15 protein-coding genes are annotated in these 15,377 nt (G+C 36.0%); all 15 read left to right on the forward strand.

Going from position 1 to position 15,377, the window contains the following annotated elements:
* The coding region (locus HMPREF9145_RS13800; protein WP_036907346.1) for a hypothetical protein at positions 1 to 298 on the forward strand (298 nt) is incomplete at its 5' end.
* Positions 299 to 315: 17 nt separating this feature from the next.
* Positions 316 to 1,401 (forward strand): DUF6261 family protein, encoded by a 1,086-nt coding sequence (locus tag HMPREF9145_RS13805; RefSeq protein ID WP_021826229.1) that lies wholly within the window; start codon positions 316 to 318, stop codon positions 1,399 to 1,401.
* Positions 1,402 to 1,698: 297 nt separating this feature from the next.
* Positions 1,699 to 2,736: a UDP-glucose 4-epimerase GalE gene (gene galE, locus HMPREF9145_RS09850; RefSeq protein WP_021826218.1), complete on the forward strand. Its 1,038-nt coding sequence runs from the start codon at positions 1,699 to 1,701 to the stop codon at positions 2,734 to 2,736.
* A 227-nt stretch (positions 2,737 to 2,963) separates the two neighbouring features.
* The gene (locus HMPREF9145_RS09855; RefSeq protein WP_021826281.1) at positions 2,964 to 3,512 is read left to right on the forward strand and encodes a 30S ribosomal protein S16; all 549 of its coding nucleotides are present in this window, start codon (positions 2,964 to 2,966) and stop codon (positions 3,510 to 3,512) included.
* Positions 3,513 to 3,850: 338 nt separating this feature from the next.
* Positions 3,851 to 4,846, forward strand: coding sequence for an AAA family ATPase (locus HMPREF9145_RS09860; protein ID WP_021826223.1), 996 nt, complete (start codon positions 3,851 to 3,853; stop codon positions 4,844 to 4,846).
* Positions 4,846 to 5,715, forward strand: coding sequence for a DUF58 domain-containing protein (locus tag HMPREF9145_RS09865; protein WP_021826226.1), 870 nt, complete (start codon positions 4,846 to 4,848; stop codon positions 5,713 to 5,715). The genes HMPREF9145_RS09860 and HMPREF9145_RS09865 overlap by 1 nt, the downstream gene beginning before the upstream one ends.
* Positions 5,716 to 6,795: a BatD family protein gene (locus HMPREF9145_RS09870; protein WP_021826233.1), complete on the forward strand. Its 1,080-nt coding sequence runs from the start codon at positions 5,716 to 5,718 to the stop codon at positions 6,793 to 6,795.
* A gap of 2 nt (positions 6,796 to 6,797) precedes the next feature.
* Positions 6,798 to 7,796 carry a vWA domain-containing protein gene (locus HMPREF9145_RS09875; protein ID WP_021826282.1) on the forward strand — a complete coding sequence of 333 codons (999 nt, stop codon included), beginning with the start codon at positions 6,798 to 6,800 and terminating at the stop codon, positions 7,794 to 7,796.
* Between the two features lie 11 nt (positions 7,797 to 7,807).
* Positions 7,808 to 8,830 carry a vWA domain-containing protein gene (locus HMPREF9145_RS09880; RefSeq protein ID WP_021826263.1) on the forward strand — a complete coding sequence of 341 codons (1,023 nt, stop codon included), beginning with the start codon at positions 7,808 to 7,810 and terminating at the stop codon, positions 8,828 to 8,830.
* Positions 8,831 to 8,871: 41 nt separating this feature from the next.
* Positions 8,872 to 9,528, forward strand: a complete 657-nt coding sequence (locus tag HMPREF9145_RS09885; RefSeq protein WP_155945306.1) for a tetratricopeptide repeat protein — start codon at positions 8,872 to 8,874, stop codon at positions 9,526 to 9,528.
* A 19-nt stretch (positions 9,529 to 9,547) separates the two neighbouring features.
* A complete protein-coding gene (locus HMPREF9145_RS09890) occupies positions 9,548 to 11,365 on the forward strand; it encodes a BatD family protein (RefSeq protein WP_036907350.1) in 1,818 nt (605 codons plus the stop codon).
* Positions 11,366 to 11,449: 84 nt separating this feature from the next.
* Positions 11,450 to 12,130 carry a tetratricopeptide repeat protein gene (locus HMPREF9145_RS09895; RefSeq protein WP_081697754.1) on the forward strand — a complete coding sequence of 227 codons (681 nt, stop codon included), beginning with the start codon at positions 11,450 to 11,452 and terminating at the stop codon, positions 12,128 to 12,130.
* A gap of 191 nt (positions 12,131 to 12,321) precedes the next feature.
* On the forward strand, positions 12,322 to 12,849 hold the full coding sequence (locus HMPREF9145_RS09900) for a phosphatase PAP2 family protein (RefSeq protein WP_231369790.1): 528 nt from the start codon (positions 12,322 to 12,324) through the stop codon (positions 12,847 to 12,849).
* Positions 12,850 to 12,871: 22 nt separating this feature from the next.
* On the forward strand, positions 12,872 to 14,122 hold the full coding sequence (locus tag HMPREF9145_RS09905) for an S-adenosylmethionine:tRNA ribosyltransferase-isomerase (RefSeq protein ID WP_021826259.1): 1,251 nt from the start codon (positions 12,872 to 12,874) through the stop codon (positions 14,120 to 14,122).
* A gap of 42 nt (positions 14,123 to 14,164) precedes the next feature.
* Positions 14,165 to 15,376: a DUF2027 domain-containing protein gene (locus HMPREF9145_RS09910; protein ID WP_021826224.1), complete on the forward strand. Its 1,212-nt coding sequence runs from the start codon at positions 14,165 to 14,167 to the stop codon at positions 15,374 to 15,376.
* The last annotated feature ends 1 nt before the right edge of the window (position 15,377 follow it).

Here is a 15,377-nt window from a genome sequence, read left to right on the forward strand (position 1 = left end):
GTCGTTTCCCGAAGGGTTTGGCATTTCCGCGCATGGCGAAAGTCATTTCCCGAAAGGTTTGGCGTTTCCGCGCTTGGCGAAAGTCATTTCCCGAGTGGTTTGGCATTTCCGCGCATGGCGAAAGTCATTTCCCGAATGGTTTGGCATTTCCGCGCATGGCGAAAGTCGTTTCCCGAAAGGTTTGAGGCTTTCGCCACGTGGCGGAAAGTATTTCCCAAAGCGTTTGAAGTGCGAGCGAATCGTTTATTCAGAAAGAAATAAAAATAAGATAACGTCGGAACAATCCGACACATGTTAAACTAAAAAAACAATAAAATGCCAGAAGAAACACCTTCAAAGCATGATTTCACCCAGGTGGTGGAAATTGCACAAATTCAGTTGTCGCATCTCAACAATGGTGCACACTTTCAGTTCATGAAAAACGTGAGTGACCGCTTGGCCACTGACACGAAAATCAAGGAGAATGCCGTTGGGCAGGCTGCAATTAAGGCGCTGACGGAGGCCCTGACCGCAGAAGACAAGTATTTGGTGTTGTCGCAAAAGAGTCTTTTGACTGACGACATTATCAAGGCCGACAAGGAGCGCGACATGCTTTTTGCAGGCTATCGAACGGCAGTGAAAGGCTTTTTGAACATGCCTGTGGCCGATTTAGCCAAACATGCGCACCAGCTGTGGCAACATCTCGTAGACTATGCCATCGACCCCAAGATGCAGTTGGAGCGCGAAACGGGCCTTATCACCAACCTTTGCACCGACCTCGCGGGAGAATATGCCACGCAGGTGCAGGCCTTGGGCCTGAAACCCTATGTCGATGCGCTGAAAACCGCCAATGAGCGCGTGGAAACCTTGCTTGTGCAGCGCACGGCGGACAATTCGACAAAGGTTATCGGAGCGTTGGCAGCCGCTCGGAGAACTTCAGATGACGCCATCCGCAATTTAATAAAGGTGGTCAATGCCTTGGCAATCCTCGGTAAGCCGGCCGATTATGCAGCCTTCATCGACTTTATGAACACCCTCGTCAAGCGTTATAAAGAGCAGGCGATGACCACAACTTCGGCAAAGGCGACTGCCGAAAAGCATAAGGCCGAATATGAAGCGCGTGTGAAACCCCAACTTGCTTCATTTGAAGAGCAACAAGGATTTGAAAAAGATTCGCTCTCGTTTACGGGAAAGACAAAGGGCACGGCTGCCAAGCGCCTGTTTGAGCTATCAGTAAAAGGCCAGAAGGCGGCCGATGGCAAAGTCAAAACCATTTGGGTGGGCGTGAATAAGGATGGCACGCTGTACCTTGTAGAGGAGAAGAAGCCGAAAGCGAATGAAAAGGGAAGTGAAAAGCCAAAAACGGGCGGCGGAACAACCGAACAGCCCAACTTTGGGATTAAACATAAAAACCAACCATAAAATTGTCGAGCTTAGGGAAATGCGCAAAGCCGCATTCATAAATTAACTCTTATTGCGACGAAAACCTGCGCAGCGGCGTAGTTATACAATAGGTATCGTCATAAATACTCCTAAGTCTAAAGTGGTGGTGCAGCGCTGTTGCGATAACAGCACTGCACCCTTTTTTGTGCGTTTACTATTATCAATTTATATTCCTACAAGAAAGTTTCTTTATTAAATTAATAATTATTTACGCCTTTATGCCGTGTATTCAATGCAAATTGTGTAACTTTGCCGTAAATCTTATAAACAATTTCTATGAAACAAACTATACTTGTTACAGGTGGTACGGGCTTTATAGGCTCACATACGGCAGTGGAACTGATTGAAGCCGGCTATGATGTTGTCGTTGTTGATAATTTAAGTAACTCAAAAATGGAGGTACTTGACGGCATAGAGGAAATAACCGGTTATCGTCCTTCATTCGAGATGGTAGATCTTCGCGATAAAGAAGCAACCGAGGAGGTGTTTAAGAAGTATTCTAATATCGTTGGAATCATTCATTTTGCAGCTTCAAAGGCAGTGGGAGAGAGTGTTCAGAAGCCATTGCTTTATTATAGAAACAATATTGTTTCGCTTATTAATCTGTTGGAATTGATGCCGCAGTATGGTGTTAAAGGCATTATATTCTCTTCAAGTTGCACTGTCTATGGTCAACCCAAGCCAGAGAATTTGCCCGTTACAGAAGATGCTCCTCATCAGAAGGCGACTTCACCTTATGGCAATACAAAGGAAATAAATGAGCAGATTATTTATGATTATATACATAGTGGGGCTGATATAAAGAGTATTATCCTAAGATATTTTAATCCGATAGGTGCTCATCCTACAGCTTTAATTGGCGAGTTGCCTAATGGAGTTCCTGCAAATCTTATTCCTTATGTAACACAAACTGCAATTGGAATACGCAAAGAGTTGACCATTTTTGGTAATGATTATGATACGCCTGACGGCACATGTATACGTGATTATATTTATGTGGTGGATCTTGCCAAAGCCCATGTTGCTGCGATGCGTCGAGTATTAGAGAAAGATGCAGATCGCATAGACTATTTCAATATAGGCACAGGACACGGAAACACAACCAAAGAAATCGTTGATACATTTGAAGAAGCAACGGGAGTAAAGGTGAATTGGCACTATGGTCCGCGTCGAGAAGGAGATATCGAAAAGATTTGGGGCGATTGTAGTAAGGCCAACAAAGAACTTGGTTGGAAAGCCGACACACCATTGACCGAGGTTCTTGCCAGTGCATGGAAATGGCAAAAGAAACTTCACGAAGATGGAGTGATGTAAGGAGAATTATCATTTTTGCTCTATGATGAGCTTAAACATAAAAATAACTTCAAACTAATAGGAGAGAGTCTACAATGTTTTTAATGTAGACTCTCTTTGGTTAAATAACTTTAAACAAATGTATTAATGCAGACACATAAAGTCTGTTGTTAATAAATCTTCTTACCTTTGCATGCGCTGTTACGAGTTGACAGTATAAATTCAAACCTAATTAATATTTAAAGAAAATGGCAACAAGAATCAGATTGCAGCGTGGCGGCCGTAAAGGTTATGCTTTTTATGGTATCGTAATCGCTGATGTTAGAGCACCACGTGATGGTAAATTTACTGAGAAGATTGGAACGTTTAATCCAAACACCAATCCAGCTACTGTAGATTTGAATTTCGACCGCGCCTTGTATTGGGTAGAAACAGGTGCACAGCCAACCGACACTGTTCGTAACATTCTAAAGCGTGAGGGTGTTTATTTGATGAAACATCTTCGTGGTGGAGTAAAGAAGGGTGCATTTGATGAAGCTGAAGCACAGAAGAAGTTTGACGCTTGGAAAGAGAACAAGCAGAAAGGCTTTGATGATATCCGTGAAAAGGATGCGAAAGCAAAGAAGGATGCTGAAAAAGCTGAACTCGAAGCAGAAAAGAAGATGAATGAAAGCATCGCTAAGAAAGTAGCTGAGAAGAAGGCTGCTGAAGCAGCAGCGAAGGCAGAAGCAGAAGCTGAAAAAACAGCTGAAGAGGCTGCTCCTGAAGCAGCAGAAGCTGCACCAGCAGAAGCTTAAACATCTTTTAAGAACCATAGGTAATGAGGACGGACTATATGTTCGTCCTTTTTTTTATTGTTATTGTCATAAGAAAAAATACAAATTCTTGATTATAGACATGCTTTGTTTTCAGTAGAAGCCGAAAGGAAAAGAGTTTAAATCATGATAGAATCAGACCTCGCGTTAATGGTTTACTTTGTTATGGCTACAATCATTCATATATATGGGTTTGAAATAATCTTAAAATAAGGAAACAGGCATTTATTTTAATATAATTTAGTTGCATATATTATATTCTCTTATTGATTTATTGTATTTTTGCGTTCACAAAATATTAATAGTCAAATATTCTAATTATGGCAGAAACGATTGATATTCGCGAACTGAATATATTAATAGAACAGCAAAGTGGGTTTGTAACCAACCTTGTTGCTGGTATGGACAAAGTGATTGTTGGACAAAAGCATTTAGTAGATGCTTTGTTGATTTCATTGTTAAGTGATGGACACGTCCTCTTAGAAGGTGTTCCAGGATTGGCAAAGACACTGGCAATAAAGACACTTGCCCAATTGATAGATGCTGATTTCAGTCGTATCCAATTTACTCCAGACTTACTTCCTGCCGATGTTGTCGGAACACAGATATATTCACAAAAAGATGAAAGCTTTCATGTGAAGAAAGGTCCTGTATTTGCAAACTTTGTATTGGCAGATGAAATTAACCGCGCACCAGCTAAAGTGCAGAGCGCTTTACTTGAAGCGATGCAGGAACACCAAGTAACTATTGGTGAGAAGACATTCTTTTTGCCAAAGCCTTTCTTGGTTATGGCTACCCAGAATCCTATCGAGCAGGAAGGTACTTATCAGCTCCCAGAAGCTCAGGTTGACCGTTTCATGCTGAAAGTTGTAATCGACTATCCAACATTAGAAGAAGAAAAGCTTATTATCAGAGAGAATATCGCAAATCAATTCCCTGTTGTAAAGCCAGTTATTAGTGCAGAAGAGATAATAAATGCGCGTGAAGTCGTTAATCAAGTTTATCTTGATGATAAGATTGCACAGTATATTGCCGATATAGTTTTTGCCAGTAGATATCCAGAGCGCTATGGTCTGAACGAACTTAAAGATTTAATAACTTATGGAGGAAGTCCTCGTGCAAGTATCAATTTGGCTAAGGCCAGTCGTGCGTATGCATTTATCAAACACAGAGGATATGTTGTTCCAGAAGATGTTCGTGCTGTGGTTCATGATGTGTTGCGTCATCGTATAGGACTTTCATACGAAGCAGAGGCCAGCAATGTCAATGCCGAAGAGATTATTTCAAAAATTGTAAATAAGGTTGAGGTGCCTTGATGGAAACATCAGAGATTATAAAGAAGGTAAGAAAGATTGAGATAAAGACCCGTGGTCTAAGTCAAAATATATTTGCTGGACAGTATCATTCAGCCTTTAAAGGGCGTGGTATGGCTTTCAGTGAGGTGCGAGAGTATCAGTATGGTGACGATGTTCGTGATATTGATTGGAATGTTACGGCTCGTTTTCATCATCCTTATGTGAAGGTGTTTGAAGAAGAACGCGAACTGACAGTTATGCTTTTAGTTGATGTCAGCGGTTCACTAAACTTCGGAACAGTGCATCAAACTAAGCGTGAAATGGTCACTGAGATAGCTGCAACAATGGCTTTTAGCGCTATACAAAACAATGATAAGATTGGTGTTATCTTTTTTTCTGACCATATTGAGAAATATATACCTCCTAAAAAGGGGCGTCATCATATACTATATATAATTCGTGAGCTTTTAGATTTCAAACCAAAGAGTGCTCGGACAGATATAGGTATGGCTGTTTCTTATCTTACACGGATGATGAAACGCCGTGCTACAGTCTTCCTTTTGAGTGACTTCTATACGCAAGAAGACTTTAGTAAGGCTGTACAAATAGCCAATTCGAAACACGATATGATAGCAGTTCAGGTGTATGACTCTCGCGCTAAAACATTACCAAATATAGGGTTGATGAAAGTTAAAGATGCAGAAACTGGTCATGAAATGATTATTGATACAGGTTCTGCTAAGCTTCGACAGGCACATACACAATATTGGCTCGAACGCCAAGCTACGCTTCGCGAGCTATTCTCTAAGAGTAAAGTTGATTGGACTTCGGTAGCAACGAATGAAGACTTTACAAAGGCGTTGATGCTACTATTCAAGAAAAGAGCATAAATGAAGATATTAAAATTTATATTCATCATATTTTTTACTTTGTGTTCAACGATATGTTCTGCACAGAAGGTTTTTGTTGATCAAAGTATTGATTCTGTTTCAATTCTTATCGGTCAGCAAACACACTTAACTTTGTCGGTTACGGCAAAGCCAGGTAGTCGTATAGTTTGGCCAAAAGTAAAGATGTCTCATCTTCTTGTTCCAGGAATAGAAGTTCTAAAACAGCAGAATATAGTTTCATCTGAAGCTGATGGAATGAAAAAGTTTAGCCGAATTTATACGTTGACAAGTTTTGATGAGAAACTTTATTCTGTTCCGGCGTTAGAAATTAAAGTCGACGGAAAGTCATATATGGGTAAACAATTAGCATTAAAAGTAATGACTGTTCCCGTTGACACGTTGCATCCAAATAAGTTTTACCCAGCAAAAGGGGTACAAGATAATCCTTTCTTGTGGAAAGAATGGAGCTTACCATTTTGGTTAAGTATTCTTTTCATTATGCTTTGCCTGCTGACAGTTTATTTCATTGTTAGGTTAAAGCAAAATAAACCGATTGTCGCACGAGTTAAAATAGTTAAGTTTGTGCCTGCACATCAAAAAGCTTTAAAGGCGATAGAAGACATTAAAGCTGAACATATGATGACATCGCAAGATCAGAAAGAGTATTATACACGTCTTACTGATGCTTTGCGGCAGTATATAAAGGAACGTTTTGGCTTCAATGCTAAGGAGATGACAAGCAATGAAATCATCTATTTGTTGCAGAAAGCTGGTGATCAAAAAGGGATAGATGAGCTTCGTGAGTTATTTACTACTGCTGATTTAGTAAAATTTGCTAAGTATAACGCACTAATTAATGAAAATGATTTGAATTTGGTTAACGCAGCTAAGTTTATCAATGATACAAAATCGGAGACACAAGAAATAGAGAAACGTGTAGTTCCAGAGTTAACAGCACAGGAGCAGTTGACAAAGAAGAATCGTCTTTGGTTAAAGTTCACAATATATTCACTTATTGTTGTTCTTATAAGTCTTGTTATATATATATTATATTTAATTTCAGAATTGTTAGGATTTTAATCATGGAATTTGCAAATAAAGAATATTTCTTACTGTTGATTTTGTTGATACCCTACATTCTGTGGTATTTCCTATACAAGAATAAGCGGGAACCAACGATGTTGATGAGCGATACTTTTGCCTATCGTTATGCACCAAAGAGTTGGAAGATGAAACTTATCAACTTACCAATGGTATTGCGGTGTTTAGCTTTTATATTCATAGTTATTGTGATGGCACGTCCACAAACGCATACTTCATGGGGCAATAAGCAGGTAGAAGGTATTGATATTATGCTTGCAATGGATGTTTCTACATCGATGTTGGCAGAGGATTTAAAGCCAAATCGTTTAGAAGCAGCAAAAAATGTTGCTTCAGAGTTTATATCTGATAGGCCGAATGATAATATAGGCTTAACGATTTTTGCAGGTGAAGCTTTTACACAATGCCCAATGACAACTGACCATGCATCGCTGATTAATATGTTGAGAAGTGTTAGGACGGATATCGCTGCACGAGGTCTTATTTCGGATGGAACTGCTATTGGAATGGGATTAGCTAATGCGGTTAGTCGTTTAAAGGATTCAAAAGCAAAAAGTAAAGTTGTAATACTTTTGACTGATGGTAGTAACAATATGGGAGATATATCTCCGTTAACCAGTGCTCAGATTGCAAAGAGTTTAGGAATTCGTGTATATACCATTGGTGTTGGTACAAATAAGGTTGCTCCTTATCCCATGCCTGTTGCAGGTGGAGTACAATATGTCAATATTCCAGTAGAAATAGATAGTAAGACTCTAAAAAACATAGCAGAAACAACAGATGGTAATTATTATAGAGCTACAAGTAATAATCAATTGAAACAAATTTATAAGGATATTGATAAGTTGGAGAAAAGTAAGATGGATATGAAGAAATACTCTAAATTTTACGAAGCTTATCAACCTTTCGCTATAATAGCGCTTCTAATTTTATTGTGTGAAGTGATTCTGCGTACAGTCGTATTTAGGAGAATACCATAAAAAGATATATCATGCTGAGATTTGAAGACCCTATATATTTATGGATGCTGCTCATCATTCCTATCCTTGTTTTAGTGAGATTTATTGTCTGGCAAAAGCGCAAACGTAATCTGAGAAAGTTTGGCGATCCTTCTTTATTGAAAGAAATGATGCCAGATGTTTCTAAGTATCGCCCGACGATAAAGTTTTGTTTACTTCTTTCTGCGATTACAATCTTAATATTTATGATTGCTCGCCCTCAGGTAGGATCCAAGATTTCACATGAAAAGCGTGAAGGAATTGAGGTTCTTATTGCATTGGATATAAGCAATTCTATGCTGGCGCAAGACGTTATTCCATCACGATTGGAGAAGAGTAAACTCTTAATAGAGGATCTTGTTGATCACTTTACAAATGATAAAGTAGGCTTAGTTGTTTTTGCTGGAGATGCATTTGTACAATTACCAGTAACAAATGATTATGTTTCTGCGAAAATGTTTCTTCAAAATATTAATCCTTCTTTGATAACAACTCAAGGTACAGATTTGGCACGTGCAATTAGTTTGAGCCAAAGTTGCTTTACACAAAGGGAACACATCGGTAGAGCTATTATAGTGATAACTGATGGTGAAGATCATGAAGGAGGAGCACTTGAAGCTGCTCGTGAAGCATATAAGAAGGGGATAAACGTGTTTATTTTAGGAGTTGGAACATCTAAAGGAGCACCTATTCCAGATGGTAATGGGGGATATTTGAAAGATAATAGTGGACAAATAGTATTGTCTGCACTTAATGAACAAATGTGTCAGCAAGTGGCAAAAGCTGGTAATGGTGTTTATATTCATGTTGATAATACAAGTGATGCACAAGAAAAAATAAACAAAGAGCTTTCGAAGTTGCAATCGGGTATATCTGATACTGTGGTTTATAGTGAATATAATGAACAATTTCAAATTTTTGGGATTATTCTTTTGTTATTGTTAATTGTGGAAACAATATTGTTGGAGTCGAGAAATCCTTTGTTCAAACAGATTAATCTATTTAGGGATAAATAAATATGAGATATTGTCATTTTATATTTTTATTGTTTTTTTCTATGTTTAGTATCTTCTGTAAGGCACAGACGGATAGACAGTTGATAAGAAAAGGTAATCGAGAATTCCAAAAGAAGAACTATGTAAATGCTGAGATAGAATTTCGTAAGGCAATTGCATTCAATCCAACTAATCCGCAAGCACTTTATAATCTTGGAACGGCATTATTAATGCAAAAGAAAGACTCTGTTGCAATTAAAATGTTACAGAAAGCTTGTAAGGTTGAAAAAACAGAGGTTCGAAAGGCACAAAATTTTCATAATATAGGATATATTTGTCAATCTCATCAAATGTATGTAGAGGCAATCCAAGCATACAAGGAGGCTTTGCGGTATAATCCCAATGATGATGAAACACGTTATAATTTAGCTCTTTGTAAAAAGCTGCTGAAAAATAATCCTCAAAAAAATAAAGAACGAAATCAAAATAGTAAGAATAAAGATAAAGAAAAGAGGAGGAAGGATAAGGAAAATAAAGATAACCAACGAGATAAGAATGAAAAAAAAGATAAAAAGCAGAATCCTAAAGAGAATCAAATGAGTAAAGAGAATGCTGAGCAATTACTCAATGCAGCTCTTCAAGATGAGAAAGCTACACAACAGCGCATATCAAAAGCCATTCAACAGTCAAGTCGTAGAAAACTACAAAAGAATTGGTAATATTTAATCGTTGATAAAAATGGAAAAGAATTCTAGACTCTTTATATTTCTATTATTGACTATTGTTTGTTGCAATAAACTTGTCGCACAAAAGATTTCAGTAAGTGTTCCCGAGAATGTTTATGTTGGAGAAAATTTTAGATTATCTTATACTATAAATTCTCAAGATGTAGAGAACTTTCATGCAGGAACAATTCCTTCCGGAATTGAAATTATTGCAGGTCCTTATACTTCTCAGCAATCAAGTTATCAAATGGTTAATGGACATACAAGCTCTTCTTCTTTGATAACCTTTACCTATACATTATATGCAGTCAAACAAGGCATTTATAGTTTGCCTTCTGCACAGGCAGTCGTTAATGGGCGTAAGATAAGATCTAATGCAGTTAAAGTTACTATAGTTGGTAAGGGGCATAGCCGTAATAATATAAAAAACCAATATAATGAGGATGGGGAATTTCATGATGAAAGTTCGCGCATCTCTGGAAATAGCCTTTTTATTCGTGTCAGCGCAAATAAACACCGTGTTTGTGAACAAGAACCTATAACGTTGACATACAAAGTTTATACACTTGTTGATTTAACTCAACTAAAAGGTGATATGCCTGAATTAACAGGCTTTCATACACAAGAGGTTAAATTGCCACAACAAAAGAGTTTTCATATAGAACGAGTAAATGGTAGGCCGTATCGTTGTGTCACATGGAGCCAATATGTTATGTATCCCCAAATGACGGGGAAACTCACCATTCCAAGTATTACATTTAAAGGGATAATAGTACAACAAAATCGTTCTGTAGATCCATTTGAGGCTTTCTTCAATGGTGGTTCTAGTTATACAGAAGTGAAAAGAGATATAAAAGCACCAAGTCTTACAATTCAAGTAGACCCATTACCTAATCGCCCCTCGAACTTTTCTGGTGGTGTTGGGAAATTTAACGTTTCAACAAGATTAAGTAAATCGATTGTAAAGGCAGGACAACCTGTAACGTTAACAATTGAAATTAGTGGAGTAGGGAATCTTAAATTATTGAAGCAACCCAATGTTATCTTTCCAAAAGACTTCGAAAAATATGATGTTAAGATTACGGATAAAACTCGTTTAACTTCTAAAGGAATTGAAGGAAAAATGGTATATGAGTGTTTGGTAATACCTCAAAATCAAGGTGAATATTCTATTCCAGCTATCTCATTTAACTATTTTGATGTAGAAAAACAAAGTTATAAAGATATTAAGACACAAAATTTAAGTATAAAAGTAATAGGAGGAAACAAGAGGGATAATAATATTTCTGAGTTTCAAAAAGATGATAATGATATTCATGATATAAAGGCTAATGAAAAGGGGAATCATGAAGTTGGGGATTATTTCTTTGGATCTATTGCATATTTTATTATTATTATTTTGCTGATTGTAATTTTTGTCTCTATGTTTATATTATTAAGGAGATATGAAAATGGCAAAAAGGATGCTGTTAAATTACGAGGCGTACATGCTAATAAAATGGCTACGAAGAAACTTAAATTAGCAAATAAATTAATGGAAAGAGGAGATACAGAAGAGTTTTATAATGAAGTCTTACATACTTTATGGGACTATGTTAGTGATAAACTAAATATGTCTATAGAGGAACTATCACGTACAAATATTTCAGAAGAACTCTCTGCTCGTGGTATTGATTATTCAATAATACAAATATTTATTAGTGCTATTGATGAGTGTGAATTTGAACGGTATGCTCCCGGAGACATGGCAGGGAATATGAAGAAGACTCTTGATTCAGCCTTTGTAGCTATCACAAAGATTGAACTTTTCTTTAGAAATAACAAAAAATAATAATACAAAAGAATGTTTAAGTTTATACACATATTCCTTTTATTCGTTTGTTTATTCTGTTCAACTTCTATAGATGCTACAAATGTGAGTAATGCCAATAAGGCATATAAGGAAAAGAGATACCAACAAGCAATAAAAGATTACGAGCTGTTATCACGCACCCAAAGAACAGCTTCTCTTTATTATAATTTGGGAAATGCATATTATCGTACAGGAGATCTTACTAAGGCTATCTTGAATTACGAACGAGCTGCTAAAATTAATCCATTTGATCGTGATATAAAATTTAACTTACGATTTGTACGCGCTAAATTAAAAGATGGATTTACTGATGAAGATGAGTCATTTCTTATGACATGGTATAAGTCTATTATTAATGTAATGAGTATAGATTGTTGGGCTATATTGGGTATCATTAGTATTATCATAGCAATTTTTGGCTCTTTATCATATTTTTTCATGAGTTCAGTAACGATAAGGAAGTATGGATTCTATATTTCATCAATAGGAATTGTACTATTTATACTAAGTACAATATTTGCAATCTCACGTAAATCAGTCATAGATGATAATAATTATGCGATTGTATTATCACCTATTGTGTATATAAAAAATTCACCAAATAAAACTGGTACTGATGAAATCCTTTTACATGAAGGTACTAAAGTTTATATTATAGATCGTACATTTAAGGATTGGTATAAAGTAAGGTTGGCTGATAATCGTGAAGGTTGGCTACCAATTCATAGTGTAGAAGAAATTTAATTATACATTGTATATTATTAATTGCATTGAATATATCTGATATTATAGACTTAGACAGACAGCTTTTGATATTCATCAATGGCTATGATAACATAATGGTTAGTGGGGTTATGATGACTCTCACTAATGGTTTCTATTGGATTCCGTTATATCTTTCGCTTTGTTATTTGATTATAAAAAATAATGAAACGATGGGACAAATCGTCTTAGCTATCTCTGGATGCATTTTAGCTGTAGCTATGGCAGGTGGTATTGATGATTTATTGATTAAACCTTGGATTTCTCGTTTACGTCCATGTAATGATTTAGATATTAAATATTGTATTAATAATTTCATTTGGATGAATAAGAATCAATATAGCTTCTTCTCTGCACATGCAGCTAATACTTTTGCAATTGCTACATACTTAGCTTTCTTAATACGTAGTCGCCTCTTAAACATCGCATTATTTCTATGGGCTTTCTTAAATGGTATAACCAGAATTTATCTTGGAGTACATTATCCAACAGATGTATTTGTTGGCATGATTTGGGGTGTTTTGTGTGGTATAGCTGCTTATCGGTTATATTTCTTGCTTTGTTTTAGGAATAATGCACATAATAGTTATATCTCAAGTCAATTTACTTCAACTGGATACAATAGGACAGATATAGATAAAGTGTTAGTAGTTGTCACATTATTATTATTAATAGCGTGTATAATTGGTATCAATATATAAGTAATTATTAAACATATTTGAAATGGATACAAGACATATTATAATAAATGATTATGATTATAATCTACCAGAAGAACGTATAGCGAAGTTCCCTTTAGCTAATCGAGATCACAGTAAATTGTTAATTTATAAGCATGGGGATATTTCAGAAGATGTATTTTATAATCTTCCAAATTATCTTCCAAAGCAAAGCTTAATGGTGTTTAATAATACGAAAGTGATTCAGGCACGTATACATTTTCGGAAAGAAACAGGAGCTTTGATTGAAATATTTTTAATGGAACCAGTTTCTCCTTCGGACTATGAGCTGATGTTTCAAACAAAAGGTCATTGTTCTTGGCTGTGCATGGTTGGTAATCTTAAGAAGTGGAAAGAAGGGAGTCTAAAGCGTTATTTCAAAATAGCAGGTAAAGCACTAACACTTTCTGCATCATTACATAAGGAAAAGACGAATCAAAGTTCAACAGGAACAAACTATTGGGTCGATTTCGATTGGGACAACGATAACGTTAACTTTGCAGAAATTCTTGAAACCGTAGGGGAATTGCCTATTCCACCTTATTTAAATAGAGAGACACAAGATAGTGATAAGCAAACTTATCAAACAGTATATAGTAAAATAAAGGGAAGTGTTGCTGCTCCAACTGCAGGGCTTCATTTTACAAATGAAGTCTTACATGCGATTGATGAGCGGGGAATTGAGCGCGAAGAACTAACACTTCATGTTGGTGCTGGTACATTTAAACCTGTGAAAAGTGAGGAAATCAATCAGCATGAAATGCATACTGAGTATATTGTTGTTCATAGACATACTTTAATTAACTTGTTAAAATATGGTTGTAATGCAATCGCTGTAGGTACAACGAGTGTGAGAACTTTAGAGAGCTTATATTATATAGGTGTAAAATTAGAGCAAAATCCAGAGGCATCTGAAGATGAACTCCATGTCAATCAGTGGGAGCCTTATGAACAATCACATGATGGAGGTTTGGTTAAAGATATTACAGTAGAACGCGCACTTCAAAATATTATAAACTGGTTAGACAAATCTGATGTAAAAGTATTGCATGGTAGTACTCAAATTATTATTGCACCAGGCTATAAATATAAAATTGTAAAGATGCTAATTACAAATTTCCATCAGCCTCAAAGTACCTTGTTGCTTCTCGTAAGTGCTTTTGTTAACGGGGATTGGAAATGTATTTATGATTATGCTTTAACTCATGATTTCCGATTTCTTAGTTATGGTGATAGTTCGTTACTTATCCCATAATCAGGTTATTTTATTATAATTCAAAGTAGAATCAACGTAGATATGAAGATAGGAGATAAAGTTCGTTTCTTAAGTGAAACAGGTGGAGGTAAAGTTATAGGCTTCCAGAAAAATAATATCGTTCTTGTTGAAGATGAAGATGGGTTCCAAATACCCTTTCCAAAGAATGAGGTTGTTGTTATAAGTAGTGAAGATTATTCTTCGACAAAGTTTACAATGCCTACAATCAAATCAAAAAATGGAGAATCAGAAATAGGATTAAATCAAGATAATCGGAGTATAAAATCAAAAATGAAAGAAGGACAGGAGGATTTGTCTTTTTCATTTGATGATGAATTTCGTTTTGATAAAATAGATGACGAAAAAGATATTGCATTCAAAACTCCTACAGAAGAGCGCCAAGGGGGTGATCTTTTAAATACTTATCTTGCTTTTGTTCCAACGAATATAAAACAATTTACTTCTTCTACATTTGAGGTTTATTTTGTGAATGATTGCAATTATTATATTCAATATAGTTATTTAGTTGCAGAAGGTAATATTTGGACGCTTCGATATCAAGGTGAAGTTGCATCTAATACAATAATACTTTTAGGAGAATTTGGACGAGATGTGCTTAATGATTTGTCTCAAATTGCAATTCAATTGTTTGCATACAAACGTGATAAGTCTTTTGTTCTGAAGCCAAGCATTGATGTGAAATTCCGTCTTGATCCTGTGAAATTTTATAAACTTCATAGTTTTTCGGATAATGATTTCTTTGATACGCAAGCTCTATTGTATCCCATTGTAGAACATGATATCCCAATAAAACCATTGATAGTTGATTCAAAAAAGATAGAGAACGAAATGTATTCTTCTGTTAACCAACGGCAATCGATGAATACAAATCATAGATCTTCTCAGAATTTAGGTCATGATTTGCAGAAGAAAGAAGGTGTTTTCATGCATCACAAGCACTATAATAATGAAGATATTTCTGTTATTGATCTTCATGCAGAATCGCTTTTGGATTCAATCTCTGGTATGTCTTCTTTAGATATTCTGAATTACCAATTGAAGATATTTCGTGAAACTATCGATCGTTTTAAGGGAAAGAAAGGAAAGAAAATTATATTTATCCATGGAAAGGGAGAAGGTGTATTGCGTAATGCGATAGTAAAAGAATTGCATTATCGATATAAAAGATATAGTTATCAAGATGCTTCGTTCCAAGAATATGGTTATGGAGCTACACAAGTAACAATCAAATAAG

This window comes from Segatella salivae F0493 (genome assembly GCF_000477535.1).
Lineage (GTDB): Bacteria > Bacteroidota > Bacteroidia > Bacteroidales > Bacteroidaceae > Prevotella > Prevotella salivae.